Raw genomic sequence first — 19,498 nt, 5'->3', positions numbered from 1 at the left:
TCGTGAATATTAAAACAAACACATATCTGACCCTTGCTGTTCTCTCAGCTTCCCTTCTTTCAGGTTGCGACAAAGTCAGCACCTTTTTCGACAAAGACGAAAACAAAGAACTCGTCCAACGCATAGAAACCAATACCGATGACGGAAAAGTCGGTATGTTGTTGCCCGACTTCGCCCAATTGGTACAAAACGAAGGACAGGCAGTCGTCAATATTCAAGCGACACCGGCAAAACGCACTGCGACACCGGATGACGACCACAGCATGGACCTGAGCCAATTCCCCGACAATGATCCGTTTTACGAGTTCTTCAAGCGCCTTGTTCCCAATATGCCCGACATGCCGCAAGAAGATACTGAAAGCGACGCTTTGAATTTCGGTTCCGGCTTTATTATCAGCAAAGACGGTTATATCCTGACCAATACCCACGTGGTTGCCGGCATGGGCAATATCAAAGTCCTGCTCAACGACAAACGCGAATACACGGCCAAACTGGTCGGCTCAGACGCTCAATCCGACGTTGCCCTCTTAAAAATCGAGCCGCAAGAAGATTTGCCGGTTGTCAAAATCGGTAATCCGAAAGATTTGAAACCGGGTGAATGGGTAGCAGCCATCGGCGCTCCTTTCGGCTTTGACAACAGCGTAACTTCAGGCATCGTCTCCGCCAAAGGCCGCAGCCTGCCGAATGAAAACTATACGCCGTTCATCCAAACCGACGTTGCCATCAACCCAGGCAACTCAGGCGGCCCGCTATTCAACCTCCGCGGCCAAGTAGTCGGCATCAATTCGCAAATTTACAGCCGCAGCGGCGGTTTTATGGGTATTTCGTTTGCTATTCCGATTGATGTTGCCATGAATGTGGCCGATCAATTAAAAGCCAACGGCAAAGTCCAACGCGGTCAATTAGGCGTGGTTATTCAAGAAGTTTCTTACGATTTGGCCAAATCTTTCGGTTTGGACAAAGCAAGCGGCGCGCTGATTGCCAAAATCATGCCGAACAGCGCAGCGCAACAAGCCGGGTTGCAAGTCGGCGATATTGTCCGCAGCGTAAACGGAGAAGAAGTCCGCGCCTCCAGCGATTTGCCGGTCATGGTCGGCTCGATTATGCCGGGTAAAGAAGTGACTTTGAGCATCTGGCGCGGCGGCAAACAAACCGATGTCAAAGTCAAACTTGGCAGCGCAGCCGAACAAACGGAAACATCTGCAAAAGAAGCCGAACACCCGCAACACGATGGCGGCCATGACGGATTTACCGTTGAAAACGCAGGCCTAACTTTGCAGGTTGAAAACGCAGACGGCAAACAACGCTTAATCGTTCTGCGCGTTAGCGGTGCGGCCGAACGTGCCGGCCTCAAACGCGGCGACGAAATTATTGCCGTCAGCCAAATCAGCGTCAATGACGAATCCACTTTCCGTAGCGCATTGGAAAGCTCAGGCAAAAACGTACCGCTTTTGGTACAACGCGACGGCAATACTTTGTTCCTCGCGCTAAATCTGCAGTAGTCCGATTTTTCAGACGGCATGATGATGTGTTAAATGATAAAATACCCATCTGTCAGAGACGGTGGGTATTTTGTTATCCGTCTTCCAATTTAGGCCGTCTGAAAATATTTCACCGCTTATATACAATATAATTATGCAACTTATTAATTATTCGAATTCTATTTTATCTATCGTCCCGGCAGCCATTGCGCTCGCCTTAGCCATTGCCACGCGCCGTGTATTACTGTCCTTAGGTGTCGGCATTATCGTCGGCTCATTCCTGCTGGTAGGCGGCAATCCACTCGATGCCTTGGTTCACTTAAAAGACATGGCAGTCAGCCTGACTTGGGCGGACGGCGATTGGTCTTTGGGCAAACCCAAAATCCTGCTCTTTTTGGTGCTTTTGGGGATTTTCACTTCCCTGCTGACGCATTCCGGCAGTAACCAAGCATTTGCCGATTGGGCAAAACAGCACATCAAAGGCCGTCGCGGCGCGAAGCTGCTGACTGCCTGTCTGGTATTCGTTACCTTTATTGACGACTATTTCCACAGTCTTGCCGTCGGTGCGATTGCCCGCCCTGTAACCGACAAATTCAAAGTTTCCCGCGCCAAACTGGCTTATATCCTTGACTCCACTGCCGCGCCGATGTGCGTTTTGATGCCGGTATCCAGCTGGGGCGCATCGATTATCGCTACTTTGGCAGGCCTTTTGGTGACCTACAACATCACAGACTACACACCGATGGGCGCATTTGTGGCCATGAGCCTGATGAATTACTACGCCGTCTTCGCATTGATTATGGTGTTTGTCGTTGCCTGGTTCTCCTTCGACATCGGCTCCATGGCCCGTTTGGAACGCGCCGCTTTGAATGAAATTCATGATGAAACCGTTGAAACAGGCCATCCCAACGGCCGTGTATTCGCGCTAATTGTGCCGGTTTTGGTACTGATCGTCACCACTGTTTCCGCCATGATTTACACTGGCGCACAAGCTTCTGAAACTTTCTCTTTGCTCAGCGCGTTTGAAAATACCGATGTGAACACTTCCCTCGTGTTCGGCGGCACCTGCGGCGTATTGGCCGTCATCCTCTGCACCATCGGCACCATCAAAACCAGCGACTACCCTAAAGCCATTTGGCAGGGCATCATCTCTATGCGTGGTGCCATTACCATCTTGATTTTGGCATGGATCATCAGCACCGTTGTCAGCGAGATGCACACCGGCGAATACCTCTCCACTTTGGTGGCAGGCAATATCCATGCAGGCTTCCTGCCCGTGATTTTGTTTATGCTCGCAGGCGTGATGGCCTTCGCTACCGGCACAAGCTGGGGCACATTCGGCATCATGTTGCCGATTGCCGCCGCCATGGCCGTCAAAGTCGAACCTTCGCTGATTATCCCTTGCATGTCTGCCGTAATGGCCGGTGCCGTATTTGGCGACCACTGCTCGCCGATTTCCGACACCACCATCCTCTCTTCTACCGGCGCACACTGTAACCACATCGACCACGTTACCTCGCAATTCCCTTACGCGCTGACCGTAGCCGCGTCTGCCGCCACAGGCTACCTCGCACTGGGCATGACCGGCTCTGCGCCTTTAGGTTTTGTGGTAACCGGCATCGTGATGGTTGTGTTGATTTTCATCTTAAAAGACAAGAAAAAAGCAACTGCCTAATTCAAAACCAATATTCAGACGGCCTGAGATATTCCTACACGCTCAGGCCGTCTGAACATAACGATTATCCAATATATACATTATTCAGGACAAAACAATGAATACGCCTCATCTTCCACGCGGCCCAGTCATGGCTGACGTCGCCGCCTATCATCTGACCAAAGAAGAAAAACAACGCCTGCTCGACCCTGCCGTCGGTGGCGTTATTTTGTTCCGCCGCAACTTTGAAAATGTCTCCCAGCTCAAAGCCTTGGTTCAAGAAATCAAAGCCGTCCGCACACCTGAACTCATCATCGCCGTCGACCACGAAGGCGGACGGGTTCAACGTTTTATTGACGGCTTCACCCGCCTGCCGGCCATGAACGTATTGGGCGAAATTTGGGATAACGAAGGCCAAGAAGCCGCCTGCGCCCAAGCAGAACAAGTCGGCTGGGTTTTGGCTACCGAACTCTCCGCCTGCGGTATCGACCTATCCTTTACACCTGTATTGGATTTGGACTGGGGGCAATGCGCCGTCATCGGCAACCGCAGTTTTCACCGCGACGCCAACATCGTTACCCAGCTTGCCCTTGCCCTGCAAAAAGGCCTGAACAAAGGCGGCATGAAATCTTGCGGCAAACACTTCCCCGGCCACGGCTTTGTCGAAGGCGACAGCCATCACGTCCTGCCTTGCGACGAACGCAGCCGCGAAGCGCTCGAAGCCGCCGACCTTATCCCCTTCCGCGCATTGAGCCAAGCAGGTATGGCCGCAGTCATGCCTGCTCACGTCGTGTACCCGCAAATCGACAGCCAACCTGCCGGCTTCTCCGAAAAATGGCTGAAACAAATCCTGCGCCAAGAAATCGGATTTAACGGCGTTATCTTTTCAGACGACCTGACCATGGAAGGCGCGTGCGGTGTCGGCGGTATTAAAGAACGCGCCCGCCTTTCTTTTGAAGCAGGCTGCGATATTGTACTGGTGTGCAACCGCCCTGACTTGGTAGATGAATTGCGAGACGGTTTCCACGCACCGGCAAACGCCGACTTGGCAGCACGTTGGCAATACATGGCCAACACATTGACCGTACAAGAAGCTGCCGACATCGTGGCAACCGAAGCATTTCAAGCCGCCAAACTGGCAACCGCCAAACTGGCAACGCCTAAAGACATCGCAGGCGGTGTCAAAGTCGGCGAAGCATTCTGATTTAAGGCCGTCTGAAACATTGACGGCAAATAAAAAAAGGAAGACTTGAAAAAGTCTTCCTTTTTTTGATTCAAACCGATTAGCGGTGTTGCGGATTGTAACGGCTTTCCAATCGCAGGAATACCCACCCCAAAAAGCTTGTCAGCACCAAATAAATCAGCGCGATTGTATAAAGCGGCTCTTCATAGACAGAATAGCGGCCGGTAATCGTGCTTTGTACATAAGCCAACTCTGCCACGCCGATAACAGAAAGCAATGAGCTGTCTTTCAACAACGTAATAAACTCACTGGCCAATGGCGGCAACATACGGCGCAAAGCTTGCGGCAAAATCACATAACGCATCGCCTGAGTATAGGTCAGCCCCAAAGAACGCGCAGCTTCCATTTGGCCTTTATCAATCGATTGAATACCGGCACGGAAAATTTCACAAATATACGCACCCGAGTTCGCAACCAAAGCCAAAGAACCGGCAATCAGCGCACCATAAGAACGGCGCAGATCAACAGCTGCTTCGCCGCTAATCAATACCCCGTCGGCCGGATGAACAAAAAATGGGAACCAAACATAAGCCCAAATCACAATTTGTACAAACAATGGCGTACCACGAAACAGCGTCACATACCAAAAAGAAATCTTACGCAAAACCCAAGCCAAGGCACGCATCGGTGCACCGGCTTTTTCCGGATTAATCAAACGCGCCAATGCCAGCAGCAAACCCAAAATCGAGCCGCCTGCCGTTGCAACCACCGTCAGCCCCAGCGTCGTCAATACGCCGTATAAAAACATCCAGCGGTATTCATAAATAATGTCAAAACGAAAATCCATAAACCTTCCGTCGGTCAAAATCGGTAACTAATCCGAATATTTTTTAAAATGAAGCTTGATATTTTACAAGAAAATACATTGCTTGAACGGTTTTTTGTTAAATTATTCCGCTCAACCCTGTTTTTTTACATTTCCAATGAATTGATACCCTTTTTCACCTTTCATCATATAAGACATTTTCCGTATAAAAAACAAAGCGCAAACCCGACACAAAATTGACCGAAACACAAAAACAGCGGATAATCCGCCCATTCTTCAAACATCTTTCAGACGGCCTTCCCTCTTCCCTTAAAGGCCGTCTGAAAACATTTTAAAAAGCATAAAACATGAAAGCACCCGAACTCTTATTGCCAGCAGGTGGCCTTGAACGTATGCGCGCCGCCTACGATTACGGCGCAGATGCCGTTTACGCCGGCAGCCCGCGTTACTCCCTGCGCGCCCGCAACAACGAATTTGCCAAACTTGACGTTCTCGAGCAAGGCATTAAAGAAGCGCACGAGCGCAACAAAAAATTCTTCCTGACCGTCAATACGCTACCGCACAACTCCAAACTCAAAACCTTCGTTTCCGATATGGAGCCCTTGATTGCCATGAAACCTGACGCACTGATTATGGCGGATCCGGGTTTGATCATGACCGTGCGCGAAAAATGGCCGGAAATGCCGATCCACCTATCCGTTCAAGCAAACACCACCAACTACTGGGGCGTAAAATTCTGGCAGAACATCGGTGTCGAACGTATCATCCTGTCGCGCGAATTGAGCATGGAAGAAATTGCTGAAATCCGCCAAGAATGCCCCGACATCGAACTCGAAGTCTTCATCCACGGCGCATTGTGTATCGCCTACTCCGGCCGTTGTCTATTGTCGGGCTATTTCAACCACCGCGACCCTAACCAAGGTACCTGCACCAACTCCTGCCGTTGGGATTACAAGGTTCACAACGCTACTGAAAGCGATGCAGGCGATGCCCAACTTCTGCAAGGTTTCAACTTTGAAAAAGCCCAAGAAGAAGCCAACCAAAACTTTGAAGGCATTAACGGTCAAAAACGCCATCCATACGCTGACAAAGTTTTCCTGATTGAAGAGTCCAACCGCCCCGGCGAAATGATGCCGATTATGGAAGACGAACACGGCACCTACATCATGAACTCCAAAGACCTACGCGGTATTGAAGTGGTTGAGAAACTGGCCAAAATCGGCGTGGACAGCCTCAAAGTCGAAGGCCGTACCAAATCGCTCTATTATGTTGCACGCGTAGCCCAGTCCTACCGCAAAGCGATTGATGATGCCGTTGCAGGCCGTCCGTTTGATTACAGTCTGTTGAGCGAACTCGAAGGCCTTGCCAACCGTGGCTACACCAGCGGCTTCCTCGAGCGCCACCAAACTCAGGATTACCAAAACTACCTGACCGGCCACTCCATCGCTAAACAAAGCCAATATGTCGGCCACGTTACCGAAATCGATGAAAACGGCTGGGCGACCATCGAAGTCAAAAACCGCTTTGCCATCGGCGATTCACTCGAAATCATCCACCCGAGCGGCAACCAAACCATCAAATTGGAACAAATGACCCGCAAAGGCCAGCCTGTCGATGTTGCCCCAGGCAACGGCATTCAGGTCAAAATCCCGAATATGCAAGGCAAAGAAAAAGCTTTGGTTGCGCGGATTATGAATCCTTAAGCATCAACAAAATAAAGGCCGTCTGAAACTTTCAGACGGCCTTTTAAATGATCTATGCTGTTTTAAGCCTGTTCTTGCAATACGGCGGCAATCAATTCTTCCGCACCATCATCCGCCAGTTTTTTGGCGACTGCACGACCCAAGGCATCGGCGTATTCGGCAGGGGCTTGAGCGTCCGCTTGCAAAATGACCGAACCGTCAGGATGACCGACCAAGCCGCGCAAGGTCAACAAGCCGTTTTCTTCAGTGCAATATGCGGCCAGCGGCACTTGGCAACTTCCGCCCAAAGCGCGCGCCAACGCACGTTCGGCCGTAACGCAGGCGTGTGTGGTATCGTGGTTCAAAGGCTTTAAGATTTCGTATAAATCTTCGCGATGCGCTGCAATTTCAATACCTAATGCGCCTTGTCCGACGGCAGGCAGACTGTCGGATTCCGACAAAATCATGCGGATGCGTTCGTCCAATTCCAGACGCTGCAAACCGGCGGCAGCCAAAATAATCGCGTCGTATTCGCCGTTATCGAGTTTGGACAAACGGGTTTGCACATTACCGCGCAAAGGTTTGATAACCAAATGCGGATAGCGCGCGCGCAACTGGGCTTCGCGGCGCAGGCTGGATGTGCCTACGACGGCGCCTTTGGGCATTTCTTCCAAACGCGCGTATTGGTTGGACACAAATGCGTCAAACGGATTGGCGCGTTCGCCGATGGCCGCAAGCGCGAAACCTTCAGGCAAATCCATCGGTACATCTTTAATCGAATGCACGGCCAAGTCGGCCCGGCCGTCATACAAAGCCTGTTCCAACTCCTTGACAAACAAGCCTTTACCGCCGACTTTTGACAAAGTTCTGTCCAAAATCTGGTCGCCGCGCGTGGTCATGCCCAAAATCTCGACTTCGCAATCGGGATACAGGGCTTTCAGACGGCCTTGGATGTGTTTTGCCTGCCACATGGCAAGCAGGCTTTCGCGACTGGCGATAACGAGTTTTTTCGGGTTCATAATGGTTGCCTGAAAGATGGAAAACGGCATGAAGTCTATCATATTTTGGGCGTTTTTTCAGACGGCATGGGGGTGAATATGTTATATTTACACCTAAAAACCAAATTTTCCGGACAACATGAAACGCGCCAAGAAATATCCTTTTTTATCCTTACAGCGGCAACGTTTTCATCTGAGCTTTGAAAACGCTTCTTCCGCCGCCAACCTTCCGTCAGAGAACGACTTCTACCGCTGGGCGTGGTCGGCCTTGAAAAACGAATACCGCCGCGCAGACATCAGCCTGATTCTTCTGGACGAAGAAGAAGCCCGCGCCTACAACCGCGACTACCGCGGCAAGGATTACGCCACCAATGTATTGAGTTTCGCGCTCAACGAAGGCGAAATCCTGCCCGACCAGTTTTCAGACGGCTTGTATGGCGATTTGGTAATTTGTCCGCAAGTGGTTTTGAAAGAGGCCGCCGAACAAGGCAAAACACCTGAGCAGCATTTTGCCCACCTGACCATACACGGTACTTTACACCTGATGGGCTACGACCACATCGAAGACAATGAAGCCGAAATAATGGAAGCCGAAGAAATCCGCCTGATGCTGGCGGCAGGCTTCCCCAACCCCTACCAAGAGGACGAATATTAAAATGGACGGTACGCAGTCGAAACCCAAGTTTTTCGAACGCCTGATCTCCCGACTTGCCGGCGAGCCCGACTCCGCCGAAGACGTATTGACCCTGCTGCGCCAAGCGCACGAGCAGGAAGTTTTTGATGCCGACACACTGACCCGGCTGGAAAAAGTATTGGACTTTGCCGAGCTGGAAGTGCGTGATGCCATGATTACGCGCAGCCGCATGAACGTATTGAAAGAGAACGACAGCATCGAGCGCATCACAGCCTACATCATCGAAACCGCCCATTCGCGTTTCCCCGTCATCGGTGAAGACAAAGACGAGGTTTTAGGTATTTTGCACGCCAAAGACCTGCTCAAATATATGTTCAACCCCGAGCAGTTTCACCTGAAATCCGTCTTACGCCCTGCCGTTTTCGTTCCCGAAGGCAAATCACTGGCCTCCCTTTTAAAAGAGTTCCGCGAACAACGCAACCACATGGCGATTGTCATTGACGAATACGGCGGCACATCCGGCCTGGTAACCTTTGAAGACATCATCGAGCAAATCGTTGGCGACATCGAAGACGAGTTTGACGAAGACGACAGCGCCGACAATATCCACGCCGTTTCTTCCGAACGCTGGCGTATCCACGCCGCAACCGAAATCGAAGACATCAACGCCTTTTTCGGCACGGAATACAGCAGCGAAGAAGCCGACACCATCGGCGGCCTGGTCATTCAAGAATTGGGGCACCTGCCCGTACGCGGCGAAAAAGTCATCATCGGCAGCCTGCAATTTACCGTCGCACGCGCCGACAACCGCCGTCTGCACACCCTGATGGCCACACGAATTAAAGAAAACACGGATAAACCATGATTATTCTGGATCACGTCTCCAAACACTATCAAACACGCGACAACAAAGACTTTGTCGCCGTCGAGCCGACCAGCCTCGAAATCAAACAGGGAGAAATCTTCGGCCTGATGGGCTATTCCGGCGCAGGCAAATCCACCCTGCTGCGCCTGATTAACTTATTGGAACGTCCGGATACAGGTAGCGTCAGCGTATGCGGCCAAGAGCTGACCGCGCTCAACGCCACGCAACTGCGCCACGCCCGACAAAACATCGGCATGGTGTTCCAACAGTTCAACCTATTAAGCAACCGTACCGTTGCCGAAAACGTTGCTTTTCCTTTAGAAATTGCCAAATGGCCGTCTAAAAAAATCCAAGCGCGTGTTGAAGAATGTTTGGAAATCGTCGATTTGCAAGACCGCGCCAACCATTACCCATCCCAACTTTCCGGCGGTCAAAAACAACGTGTCGGCATTGCCCGTGCGTTAGCGCCGCAACCTCAAGTCATCCTCGCCGACGAACCCACTTCCGCCCTCGACCCCGCCACTACGCGCAGCGTTTTGAAATGTTTGGAAGACATCAACCGACGTTTCAACGTAACCATCGTCATCGTTACCCACGAAATGAGCGTTATCCGCCGCCTGTGCGACCGTGCCGCCCTCTTGGACAAAGGCCGTCTGCTGGAAATCGTTGAAGTACACGGCAACCAAATCCATGCCCAATCCGAAATCGGGCAAGAGCTGATTCGAGAGGACTAATATGGCAGATTTAACATTTGAAAGTGCTGTTGAGACCATCGTCAGCATGAAAGGCGAAATTATCCAAGCCTTAGGCGAAACCTTTATTATGGTCGGCCTATCGACTACTTTCGCCGTTATCTTCGGTACGATTTTGGGCGTATTGCTGTTTGTGACGTCAAGTCATCAGTTGCACTACAACAAACAGCTGAATTTATTTTTGGACAACATTGTCAACCTGATGCGCGCGTTTCCTTTCGTTATCCTGATGATTGCCATGATTCCTGTTACACGCGCCATCATCGGTACGACCATCGGCCCAGTTGCCGCCTCATTGGTATTGAGCGTATCCGGCCTGTTCTACTTCGCCCGTCTGGTCGAGCAAAACCTGCGCGAAGTACCCAGAGGCGTGATTGAAGCAGCCTCTGCAATGGGAGCCTCACCCATGAGCATCATCTGCAAAGTGCTTTTGAATGAAGCACGCGCAGGTATGGTTTCCAGCATTACCGTACTGGCTATCGGCCTTCTGTCGTACAGCGCGGCGGCAGGCATGATTGGCGGCGGCGGCTTGGGCGACCTTGCCATCCGTTACGGCTACTACCGCTATCAAATGGAAGTCATCATTTTCATCGTCGCCATCCTGGTTTTACTCGTTATCCTGATTCAAGGTATCGGCAACAGATTGGCGCGCAAACTGGACAAACGTTAAGCAAACAGGCCGTCTGAAATGGACTTACTATTTTTCAGACGGCCTGTTATCTGTTTAGAACATATTAGGATATATATTCCAAATAAATTTACAAAAAACATCCTCATATTTCCAAAATAGATTTACAATCCCTCTTTTTTTGACGGCGGCAGCTTGAGGCCGTCTTAAACCGTTTTATCATCCATCAGGAGCAAAATATGCAAACCAACACATTCTTCAAAACCCTTTCAGCCGCTGCGCTGGCCATCGTACTGGCTGCCTGCGGCGGTCAAAAAGACAGCGCGCCTGCTGCTTCTGCTGCTTCTTCTGCCGACAACGGCGCAGAGAAAAAAGAAATCGTCTTCGGTACAACCGTCGGCGACTTCGGCGATATGGTTAAAGACCAAATCCAACCGGCTTTGGAGAAAAAAGGCTATAAAGTCAAACTGATCGAGTTCACCGACTATGTGCGCCCCAACCTTGCTTTGGCTGAAGGCGAATTGGACATCAACATCTTCCAACACAAACCTTATCTGGACAACTTCAAAAAAGAACACAAACTCGACATCACTGAGGCCTTCCAAGTACCGACTGCACCTTTGGGCCTGTACCCTGGCAAACTGAAATCTTTGGACGAAGTGAAAGACGGCGTCAGCGTTTCTGCACCTAACGACCCATCTAACTTTGCCCGTGCATTGGTTATGTTGAACGAATTGGGCTGGATTAAACTGAAAGCCGACGTTGATCCGCTGACTGCTTCTAAAAACGATATTGCCGAGAATCCAAAAAATATCCAAATCGTAGAGCTTGAAGCCGCCCAACTGCCACGCAGCCGTGCCGACGTTGACTTTGCCATCGTTAACGGCAACTACGCCATGAGCAGCGGCATGAAACTGACCGAAGCCCTGTTCCAAGAGCCAAGCTTTGCCTACGTTAACTGGTCTGCCGTCCGCACTGCCGACAAAGACAGCCAATGGCTGAAAGATGTAACCGAAGCCTACAACTCTGACGAGTTCAAAGCCTACTCACAAAAACGCTTTGCCGGTTACAAATATCCTGCTGCATGGGGTGAAAACGCAGCTGCAGGTGCTCAAGCCGAAGCTGCTTCTACTGCTTCTGCAACCAAATAAGTGACTTTTTGAAAAAAGGCCGTCTGAACATTCAGACGGCCTTTTTCTATTGATTATCTATTTTCAAAGCTCAAAACAAGTTTTTTGATTAACACCAAATACTTACACAATTCCCTTTTTAAAACCAAATCAATATGTTGTAAAAAAGTTCAATAAGAAATTATGTTTTTATTCAATATAATCAATCACTAAATGAATTATTCTATTTTTTTATAATATTCACTAGTAATGTTCCGCTTATCCTGATATTATACCGTTCATCTAAAGACATCCGGTTATCTGCATTACAGACCGTTCATCTGAATTGCTTCAAACCACTTTGTCGGATTTTCCCATATATGTTGTGTTTCTCCGTATCGAAGGGGTTTGAGCGGTCGAAATACCGTTTTGCTTAGATATTAAAGCTTCGTGCTTTGAAATGAGTGAATTTTTGTTTTAAGTGTCGTAATCTCTTGCTAATTACTCCCAGCTGCAAGAGTTTCAGGGTTGCCCCCTTGGGCAGCCCTTCTTTTTTATCCTCCATTTTTTCAGCAACCAAGCCTTCCCTGTCCTATACACATAGTCAAAATCGCAGGCAAGGCCGCCCTTCCCTCAGTCTCCAATCTTCTTCAATTCATTATTCGGCATCACCAGCCAAACCTGTGCCTTTTTAACTTGGGCCGCTGCTCGGATGGCCGCTTCATCCATAATAGAAAATGCGGTAGAAAAAGCATCGGCAACTGCCGCACTTTCCGCCATAACGCTCATGCTTTTATAGCGCGGCTGGCTTCCTCCTGTGCGCGGGTCAAACAGATGGGTAAATTTGCCTGCCTCGTCCATCACCGTGCCATAGCCGCCCGATGTGGCAAACGCTTGATTTTTCATGGCAATGGTGGTCAGGATTTGGTCTTCTTGGTCGGGATTGCGAATGCTGACATTCCACTCGCGCTGGTTGGCATTATCAAAGCCGTAAATCTCCCCCATATCAATCAATGCCTGGGTAACGCCTTGCTGCTTCAACAATTCAGCTACTTTGTCGGTGATATAGCCCTGCGCAATGCCGTTGAGCGACAGGCCCATGCCTTTTTGGGCAAAACGGATTTCTTTGGTATCAAAATCGACTTTGTTGAAATCCACTAATTTGAGCGTGTCTTTGATACTGCGTTCAGATGGCGGCGTTTCGGTTTTAGGGTTTCGTCTGAAATGATCGGCATACAGATTCCACAATGGCTGAATGCTGGGATCAAATGCACCCTGCGTCAGCTGATGGATATCTCGGCTGATACTGAGCAGCTGTAAAAAATCGGATGGCGGATTTTTCAGACGGCCTTCTCGGTTTAAACGGCTTATTAGGCTGTCGTCCCGATACAGGCTGAAGATTTTTTCCAACCGTGAAACTTCCGCCAATACTTTGTTGACCAGTATCTCCGCCTGCCTGCGCCCAATACCGAACAAACGCAATTCTGCACCTGAGCCTAATGCAATCCCTTTCCAGATAACAGGCTGCCCTTCTTGATTCGGGCCGGCTAAATGAGTCGGCCGATTGGTTTTTCGGCTGATGGCAAAGGGAATGCCGACACCGGCAGCAAGTGTGGCGGCGATGGCAAGGAAACGGCGGCGCGTTAAAGGGGTGGACATGGAGTATTCCTTGGATTTTTTATCTTTACATTGAAAGCCGCATTCATTAAATCATCAATCGGCAGCTTCCAATACAAAGGCCGTCTGAAACTGTTTCAGACGGCCTTTTATTGATTGTTTTATTTGAAAATGTATTCGTCGGGCATCTCTGCAAAACCGACTACTCTGCCGCCTTTTTCTTTGGCGAATTTTTCAGCCTGAGCCTTGTCGGCAAACGGAAGCGCGTCTTCCGCACCCATGCCGCCGATAAAGCTGCTTTCGATGACGTAATAGGCTTTTTTCGCATCTATCCATTCGGCGTCAGCATTGGGTTTTTCCCAATCTTTGACTTTGCCCATATCGGTAACATAGATGACATGAATGCCTTTAGGCTCTTCGGGCAGCTTTGTATAACCGAACATCTGCTTGATGGTGGAAAACCAAACTGGTTTGTCAGGTTTGCCGTTCAAGAAGATTTGCGCTTTAGGGCCGTTGTGTTCAGTCAAATTCATGCTGCAGTAATGACCCACTGCGCTGTCGCTGATTTGTTGGGGTGCAGGCGGAGGGCTGTTGTCCTGCTTGCTGCAGGCTGCCAATGCGATGAGTGTGAAGGTTGTCAATAATATTTTTCTCATATTTGTCGCTTTCCGAAAAGCCAGGCGGCTAAATTCAAAGGAATGATAACCCATAATACCTGTGCCGTCAGCAAAACCGGCATAGTCAGGCTGATTTGTTCGCTCAAACCCGCCATGCCGGCATACATGGCTGTATTTTCGTAACCCGTCAGGTTCAGTAGGCGATAAATGTCTGCAGGGTTGAACAAAAGAACGGTTTCCACTACAGGCGCGGTAATGACTTGTTCGGTATCGGCAACCAAAACACCCAAAAGCGCCATATCGAAAATCACCACAAAAAACAACCATACGCCGATGGCGATACCGGCGGCGGTACCGCGTTCTTTAACTTTTGCGCTGATCAAATAGCCCATGGACAAAAAGGCTGCGCCAAGAATCACGCTGGCAGCAATCAAGAGGGCGAAAGGCTGCCATGCGGCAATATCAAAACCGCCGTTGGCAAGCTGAAGGGTAATACCTGCCAATCCGTAGCCTGCCGTGGTAGCAAGGGCAAGAATGATGAGGTGGCCGATAAATTTACCGGCAAGGATTTGGTTGCGCGAGATGGGGTAACTTAGCAGCAAAGCCATTGTACCGCGCTCGATTTCGCCAATCAGTGCATCATAAGAGAGCAACATCGCAATCAGCGGAATCAGGAAAATCGACAGGCTAGAGAGACTGACTACGGTTACCGTCAAGGGATCAACCTTGACCGAACCGGTAGGCGAGCTGCCGAGAAAGCCTAATGACAGTGCCAATGCGGCAAGCAAAAGTGCGGCGGCAAGAACCCAACGGTTGCGCAGGCTGTCGCGGACTTCTTTGCCGGTAATAATCCAAACGGGGTTCATACGTCTTCCCTCTTCAAGAATTGCGCGTACATATCGTCAAGTGTAGGCGTGTGGATATCGATGTAGGCAAGACTGCCCAAATCACCCAATTCGCTCAAAAGAGCCATACGCTCTTCTGCTTTACATTGTGCTTGATATGACAGGCCGTCTGAAAGCAGATGCCAACGCTCGCTCAACGGGCGCGCTTCTTTCAAGCAGACGTTGACGGTCAGCGGCAGGCCGCTTTGAACATGCAACTCATCCATGCTGCCGTCGGCAACTTTCACGCCGTTTTTCATAACGATGATGCGATCGGCGTGGCCGTCAAGCTCGGCCAGTGCATGGGTGCTGAGCAATACGGTTGCACCGCGCCCATTGAGTTCGCGCACAACTTCGTAAAACATTTGACGTGAAGCCGGATCAAGGCCGGTAGTCGGCTCGTCAAACAATAAAACTTTAGGCTCGCCCAACAAGGCTTGTGCCAAAGCGAGGCGTTGTCGCATACCTTTAGAGTAAGTGCCGACGCGGCGGCGTGCGGCCTGGGAAATGCCGACACGCTCGAGCAATTCGCGGTTTTTACTCAGGGGCTGTTTTTTAAGTTTGGCATAGAAATCCATGGTTTCGATACCGGTCAATGAAGGGTGCAATGCAACCGTTTCAGGCAGGTAACCGATTTGGCTGCGACGCTGCGCCCCTGCTTTACTGCCGGTCGGCTCTCCCAAAAGCATCACTTCGCCCTTGGTCGGCGTAATCAGGCCGAGTATCAGCTTCATAATGGTAGATTTGCCTGCACCGTTGTGTCCTGCCATGCCGACGCTCTCGCCAGCCTTGAGAACCAGATCGACTTGATTGACGGCCTTTTGGCTGCCAAACTGCTTGGTCACGTTTCTCAATTCAACGTGGTTGGTACTGCTCATGGATATTCCTCTAGTGAATGTTTCAGACGGCCTTTGATATTGGGCCGTCTGAAAGGTTACATATTGGCATTTCCGCCTGTCAGCGCACCGTTTTCGGCATTACCCCATTCGGATTGGTGCGTTTTTGCTTCATGCAGCAATTCGTCCTTCATGGCTTCGTATTTGGTTGTCGTTTTATTGCGGACAGGGTTCATCAAAGGCTTGCTGTCAATTACGCCGCCAGGCAGGATGGCGGGAAATTGCGATTGCGCCCATTTGACAATGCTGATGGCAGGGCTGTTCATCAATAACCGGGCGACGGGTGCGCGCCAGATGATTTGGTCGATAATCCCGTTGGGACGGTAGGCACTGTCGCCGAAGCCGTCGCCGTCAAGGTCAAAGGCGCTGTTATCGCTCCAATAGTTGCCGCGACCACCCTCGCCCCAATCAAGGAAACGGGTGCTGACGTATTTGACTTGGCTTTCGTTGTTGATAAACGAATTATTGAACAGGCTTGTGCCTTCAATGGCCGCGGTAAAGTGAATACCGATTTGACAGTTTTCAAAATGGTTGTCGAAAATTTTATTGTAGTTGGCATTGTAGGCAAACACGCATTTGCCTGCCTTGTTGATCACATTATCGTGAATTTCGGAATAATTGACGTAGTTGAGCATAATGCCTTGGTCGCGGCTGCCAACGGCAATGTTGCCATACACTTTCAGGCGTTCGGAAAACATCAGCACATAACCCATGTTGTTGCCGACGGAGATATTGTTGCTGACTTCGCTGTCATTGGTGTACATATAATGGACGGCAAAGCGCAAGTCGCTAAAGCGGTTGCCTTTGTAGGTATTATGAGTACTGGTATTTGAAAAAATACCGTCACGGCCTTTGGAAATATCGTTATCGACCACTTGCGCACCGGGCGCATTCCAGACGGTTACGCCGTTGCCGCGTTCGTTGACGCGCAGGGTTGCATCGCCGATGATTTTATTTTCCCGCACCATGGATTCTGCCGCACCGTGAATATACACGCCGACGGAATTGTCGATGATGTTGTTATGCTCCACCAGTGCGCGCGTTGCCGTCTCTTCTAAATAGATACCGGCATCCATTGCTGGCAAACTCATGCCGGAATGGGAAACAGTCAGATTGCGCAAAGTTACATCAGGCGCATGAACGGCAACCGTCCTCCCGCTCCGGTCGCCGACAATCTTGGCGGAACGGTCGGCAGGGCCTTCGATGGTAATGGGTTTGTCGATATAGAGTTTGGTTTTGTATGCACCGGAGGCAAGCTTGAGCGTATCGCCGGCTTGGGCGCGCGCCAAAGCATCATTGAGATTGTCTTGTGCGGATACGTTGATGACTGCGGCAAAGGCCGTCTGAACCATGCTGCCAAGCAGCAATACGAGTGCGGCACGTTGCCATTTGGAACGATGGATTTGTGTGTGCGTCATAATCATATCTCTGTTTCAGACGGCCTGCTTGCCGCATGATAAACCGATGCGGAAACAGGTATTTTGGTGTTATAGCAAAGCTGTCTGATGATGGCTTTCATTTTGTGGCCATATCGGCCGACAAACAACTTTGCTATAAAGGCCGTCTGAAAGAATGTTTTTTCAGACGGCCTGAAGAATTAAATCATCAAACCGAAATTATTTTGGTTTAACAATCATTTGGCCAGACATTTCCATGTGCAATGCGTGGCAGAACCATTGGCAGTAGTACCAGTGTACACCTGGACGGACAGCCTTGAAGGTTACAGAAGATGTAGCTTGCGGGCCAATCTCCATAGCAATGCCATAACCTTCCAAAGTAAAGCCGTGAGTCAAGTCTTCAATGGTCTCAACGTTGGTTACATATACGGTAACTTCGTCGCCTTGGTTCACTTCAAATTGAGGAACGCTGTAAGCAGGCGCAACGGCAGTCATGTACACGCGTACTTTGTTGCCTTCACGTACGACTTTGGCAGCTTTTTCCAGCTCAACACCGTCTTTTTGAGCTTGTTCCAAAGCTTCTTGCCAGAACCATGGGTCTTTGCGGTCCCAAGTTTTGCTTGGGTTCACTTTAGACGCGGCAACCAAGCACAAGTCGTGTGGTTCGGCAAAAGTCGGATTGTCATGCACCAGACGCATTTCGTCGCCGGAGATATCGATCAATTGGTCACACTCAGGTTTCAAAGGACCGGCATTCAAGAAGCGGTCTTTAGAGAACTTGTTCAAAGATACCAACCATTTACCGTCGGCTTCTTTGGTTTCGCCCATGGTAGTGTGGTTGTGGCCCGGTTGATAGTGAACGTCGAGTTTTTGTTTGATCGGATCGATTTTCTCGCCTTTATAGGCTTTAATCGCATCGTCAATGTTCCATTTCACCATTTGGCTGTCGATAAACAATGTAGTATAAGCATTGCCGCGACCGTCAAATGCAGTGTGTAATGGGCCAAGACCCAGTTGAGGCTCGGCTACAACAACATCGCGCTCTTTGATTTTACCTGCAAACAAGTCATCCAGTTTGCTGACATCCAATACGGTAACGGTTGGAGACAGTTTACCGTTGAGCATAATGTATTTGCCGTCAGGGCTTGCATTACAGCCGTGAGGAGAGTTAGGAACCGGGATGTAACGAGTGTATGGAGAGTTGGCTTCCGCACGACCGTCCAACATTTTCACGCCGTTAACTTCTTTGAAGTCGCCTTTTTTGATGCCTTCTTCGATGGCGGCCAGGTTAAATACCACACACCAGTCTTGTTCGTTAGAAGATGCACCTTGTACAGTCAGAGCGCGCTCAGAGTTATAGCAGGTAGAGAAAGAGTATTTACCTTGGTAGTCGGCATCGCCATTATCCAAGTTACCGTCTACCAATACTTGCCATGCGATGTCCATGGTTTCGCCGTCAACTGCAGTATAAACGGCATTCCAAGTTTTAGGATCATCCCATTTGCCTACGCCGTCAACAGGAACGATATGCTCGCCGTTGGCAAATACGTAGCCAGTTTTCGGATAGCGTTGAGGACGCAGACCGTGAACACCTGAAACGTTTGGGATTTCAACGATTTTATCGGTTTTCATCACATCCAAGCGGATACGGCAAACGCGGTTGTTTGCTTTATCGTTGGCATATGCATAGCGGCCGTCGTAAGTTTGATCGGTAAAAGACAAGTGCGGGTGGTGCAAGTCGCCGTTAGGGTAGCAGCGCAGACCGCTGTCTTGCAGGAATTTACGGGTTTCCGGCGTAATTTTTTCATTCAAAATACGCAGGCTCTCGTTGGTACGACCCCAACCGGTAGCGCTGTCCATATTGAACACAGGGATACGCATCAACTCACGCATAGAAGGTACGCCGATCAAGCGCATTTCGCCTGATTGACCGCCTGACAAGAAACCGTAGTATTGGTCAAGCTCGCCTGGACCGACTTCGGAAGTTTGTTTGCCCGGCTCGGCAGAATGAGCAGCGGCTTTTTCGGCAGGTGCAGCACCGGAAGCAGCAGCTTTATCACCCTCGCCGTTAGAGCAACCGGCCAAGCCCAACAAACCGGCACCGGCAATACCTGCACCGGAAGCAGCGGCAGTACCTAAGAATGAACGACGGCTTAAGCCGTTTTGTTCTAATTTTTCGTCTGACATACGACACTCCTTGGATAAAATCCGGCGGCCGATTTTTCAGACGGCCTGCCGATGAAAAATTTTCTAAGTCGGGCTGCCGATACAGCCC

17 protein-coding genes are annotated in these 19,498 nt (G+C 50.1%); 9 read left to right on the top strand and 8 right to left on the bottom strand.

Going from position 1 to position 19,498, the window contains the following annotated elements:
• Positions 1 to 2: 2 nt before the first annotated feature.
• The 3 genes from DBY95_RS09560 to nagZ all read left to right on the top strand — a co-directional run bounded on the left by DBY95_RS09560 (position 3) and on the right by nagZ (position 4,339).
• A complete protein-coding gene (locus tag DBY95_RS09560) occupies positions 3 to 1,502 on the top strand; it encodes a DegQ family serine endoprotease (protein WP_107724154.1) in 1,500 nt (499 codons plus the stop codon).
• Positions 1,503 to 1,635: 133 nt separating this feature from the next.
• A complete protein-coding gene (locus DBY95_RS09555) occupies positions 1,636 to 3,156 on the top strand; it encodes a Na+/H+ antiporter NhaC family protein (protein ID WP_107724153.1) in 1,521 nt (506 codons plus the stop codon).
• A gap of 97 nt (positions 3,157 to 3,253) precedes the next feature.
• Positions 3,254 to 4,339, top strand: coding sequence for a beta-N-acetylhexosaminidase (nagZ, locus tag DBY95_RS09550; RefSeq protein WP_107724152.1), 1,086 nt, complete (start codon positions 3,254 to 3,256; stop codon positions 4,337 to 4,339).
• Between the two features lie 79 nt (positions 4,340 to 4,418).
• Here the strand turns inward: nagZ and DBY95_RS09545 are convergent, their stop codons facing one another.
• Positions 4,419 to 5,165 carry an amino acid ABC transporter permease gene (locus DBY95_RS09545; protein WP_107724151.1) on the bottom strand — a complete coding sequence of 249 codons (747 nt, stop codon included), beginning with the start codon at positions 5,163 to 5,165 and terminating at the stop codon, positions 4,419 to 4,421.
• 326 nt (positions 5,166 to 5,491) lie between these two features.
• Between DBY95_RS09545 and yegQ the strand changes: the two genes are divergently transcribed.
• Entirely contained in the window at positions 5,492 to 6,847 is a 1,356-nt protein-coding gene (gene yegQ, locus DBY95_RS09540; protein WP_003679384.1) for a tRNA 5-hydroxyuridine modification protein YegQ, read from the top strand.
• A gap of 62 nt (positions 6,848 to 6,909) precedes the next feature.
• Here the strand turns inward: yegQ and hemC are convergent, their stop codons facing one another.
• Positions 6,910 to 7,845, bottom strand: coding sequence for a hydroxymethylbilane synthase (gene hemC, locus DBY95_RS09535; RefSeq protein WP_107724173.1), 936 nt, complete (start codon positions 7,843 to 7,845; stop codon positions 6,910 to 6,912).
• Between the two features lie 118 nt (positions 7,846 to 7,963).
• Here hemC and ybeY point away from each other — a divergent pair, with 118 nt between their 5' ends.
• The 5 genes from ybeY to DBY95_RS09510 all read left to right on the top strand — a co-directional run bounded on the left by ybeY (position 7,964) and on the right by DBY95_RS09510 (position 11,854).
• Entirely contained in the window at positions 7,964 to 8,479 is a 516-nt protein-coding gene (gene ybeY, locus DBY95_RS09530) for an rRNA maturation RNase YbeY (protein WP_049344870.1), read from the top strand.
• A gap of 1 nt (position 8,480) precedes the next feature.
• Positions 8,481 to 9,323 (top strand): HlyC/CorC family transporter, encoded by an 843-nt coding sequence (locus tag DBY95_RS09525; RefSeq protein ID WP_070843481.1) that lies wholly within the window; start codon positions 8,481 to 8,483, stop codon positions 9,321 to 9,323.
• Positions 9,320 to 10,057: a methionine ABC transporter ATP-binding protein gene (locus tag DBY95_RS09520; RefSeq protein ID WP_107724150.1), complete on the top strand. Its 738-nt coding sequence runs from the start codon at positions 9,320 to 9,322 to the stop codon at positions 10,055 to 10,057. The genes DBY95_RS09525 and DBY95_RS09520 overlap by 4 nt, the downstream gene beginning before the upstream one ends.
• Position 10,058: 1 nt before the next feature.
• Positions 10,059 to 10,745: a methionine ABC transporter permease gene (locus DBY95_RS09515; RefSeq protein WP_107724149.1), complete on the top strand. Its 687-nt coding sequence runs from the start codon at positions 10,059 to 10,061 to the stop codon at positions 10,743 to 10,745.
• 197 nt (positions 10,746 to 10,942) lie between these two features.
• On the top strand, positions 10,943 to 11,854 hold the full coding sequence (locus DBY95_RS09510; protein ID WP_063069214.1) for a MetQ/NlpA family ABC transporter substrate-binding protein: 912 nt from the start codon (positions 10,943 to 10,945) through the stop codon (positions 11,852 to 11,854).
• Between the two features lie 591 nt (positions 11,855 to 12,445).
• Here the strand turns inward: DBY95_RS09510 and DBY95_RS09505 are convergent.
• The 6 genes from DBY95_RS09505 to nosZ all read right to left on the bottom strand — a co-directional run bounded on the left by DBY95_RS09505 (position 12,446) and on the right by nosZ (position 19,410).
• Positions 12,446 to 13,471 (bottom strand): FAD:protein FMN transferase, encoded by a 1,026-nt coding sequence (locus DBY95_RS09505; protein WP_107724148.1) that lies wholly within the window; start codon positions 13,469 to 13,471, stop codon positions 12,446 to 12,448.
• Between the two features lie 119 nt (positions 13,472 to 13,590).
• On the bottom strand, positions 13,591 to 14,085 hold the full coding sequence (locus DBY95_RS09500; protein WP_070695420.1) for a nitrous oxide reductase accessory protein NosL: 495 nt from the start codon (positions 14,083 to 14,085) through the stop codon (positions 13,591 to 13,593).
• A complete protein-coding gene (locus DBY95_RS09495; protein WP_107724147.1) occupies positions 14,082 to 14,912 on the bottom strand; it encodes an ABC transporter permease in 831 nt (276 codons plus the stop codon). The genes DBY95_RS09500 and DBY95_RS09495 overlap by 4 nt, the downstream gene beginning before the upstream one ends.
• A complete protein-coding gene (locus DBY95_RS09490; protein ID WP_107724146.1) occupies positions 14,909 to 15,808 on the bottom strand; it encodes an ABC transporter ATP-binding protein in 900 nt (299 codons plus the stop codon). Before DBY95_RS09490 ends, DBY95_RS09495 begins: the two co-directional genes overlap by 4 nt.
• 56 nt (positions 15,809 to 15,864) lie before the next feature.
• The gene (locus tag DBY95_RS09485; RefSeq protein ID WP_371459861.1) at positions 15,865 to 17,244 is read right to left on the bottom strand and encodes a nitrous oxide reductase family maturation protein NosD; all 1,380 of its coding nucleotides are present in this window, start codon (positions 17,242 to 17,244) and stop codon (positions 15,865 to 15,867) included.
• Between the two features lie 198 nt (positions 17,245 to 17,442).
• The gene (nosZ, locus tag DBY95_RS09480) at positions 17,443 to 19,410 is read right to left on the bottom strand and encodes a TAT-dependent nitrous-oxide reductase (RefSeq protein ID WP_036493194.1); all 1,968 of its coding nucleotides are present in this window, start codon (positions 19,408 to 19,410) and stop codon (positions 17,443 to 17,445) included.
• Between the last annotated feature and the right edge of the window lie 88 nt (positions 19,411 to 19,498).

The organism is Neisseria subflava (assembly GCF_003044935.1).
Taxonomy (GTDB): domain Bacteria; phylum Pseudomonadota; class Gammaproteobacteria; order Burkholderiales; family Neisseriaceae; genus Neisseria; species Neisseria subflava_E.
The sequence above is the reverse complement of the archived record's forward strand: the minus strand, read 5'-3'. Positions and strand labels throughout refer to the sequence as shown.

Excerpts from the sequence above, each read along its gene's own strand:
- DBY95_RS09525 (WP_070843481.1), top strand. The coding sequence starts at position 8,481 with ATGGACGGTACGCAGTCGAAACCCAAGTTTTTCGAACGCCTGATCTCC.
- ybeY (WP_049344870.1), top strand. The coding sequence starts at position 7,964 with ATGAAACGCGCCAAGAAATATCCTTTTTTATCCTTACAGCGGCAACGT.
- DBY95_RS09545 (WP_107724151.1), bottom strand. The coding sequence starts at position 5,165 with ATGGATTTTCGTTTTGACATTATTTATGAATACCGCTGGATGTTTTTA.
- DBY95_RS09485 (WP_371459861.1), bottom strand. The coding sequence starts at position 17,244 with ATGACGCACACACAAATCCATCGTTCCAAATGGCAACGTGCCGCACTC.
- DBY95_RS09495 (WP_107724147.1), bottom strand. The coding sequence starts at position 14,912 with ATGAACCCCGTTTGGATTATTACCGGCAAAGAAGTCCGCGACAGCCTG.
- DBY95_RS09505 (WP_107724148.1), bottom strand. The coding sequence starts at position 13,471 with ATGTCCACCCCTTTAACGCGCCGCCGTTTCCTTGCCATCGCCGCCACA.
- DBY95_RS09520 (WP_107724150.1), top strand. The coding sequence starts at position 9,320 with ATGATTATTCTGGATCACGTCTCCAAACACTATCAAACACGCGACAAC.
- hemC (WP_107724173.1), bottom strand. The coding sequence starts at position 7,845 with ATGAACCCGAAAAAACTCGTTATCGCCAGTCGCGAAAGCCTGCTTGCC.
- DBY95_RS09510 (WP_063069214.1), top strand. The coding sequence starts at position 10,943 with ATGCAAACCAACACATTCTTCAAAACCCTTTCAGCCGCTGCGCTGGCC.
- DBY95_RS09490 (WP_107724146.1), bottom strand. The coding sequence starts at position 15,808 with ATGAGCAGTACCAACCACGTTGAATTGAGAAACGTGACCAAGCAGTTT.
- nosZ (WP_036493194.1), bottom strand. The coding sequence starts at position 19,410 with ATGTCAGACGAAAAATTAGAACAAAACGGCTTAAGCCGTCGTTCATTC.
- yegQ (WP_003679384.1), top strand. The coding sequence starts at position 5,492 with ATGAAAGCACCCGAACTCTTATTGCCAGCAGGTGGCCTTGAACGTATG.
- DBY95_RS09555 (WP_107724153.1), top strand. The coding sequence starts at position 1,636 with ATGCAACTTATTAATTATTCGAATTCTATTTTATCTATCGTCCCGGCA.
- nagZ (WP_107724152.1), top strand. The coding sequence starts at position 3,254 with ATGAATACGCCTCATCTTCCACGCGGCCCAGTCATGGCTGACGTCGCC.
- DBY95_RS09500 (WP_070695420.1), bottom strand. The coding sequence starts at position 14,085 with ATGAGAAAAATATTATTGACAACCTTCACACTCATCGCATTGGCAGCC.
- DBY95_RS09515 (WP_107724149.1), top strand. The coding sequence starts at position 10,059 with ATGGCAGATTTAACATTTGAAAGTGCTGTTGAGACCATCGTCAGCATG.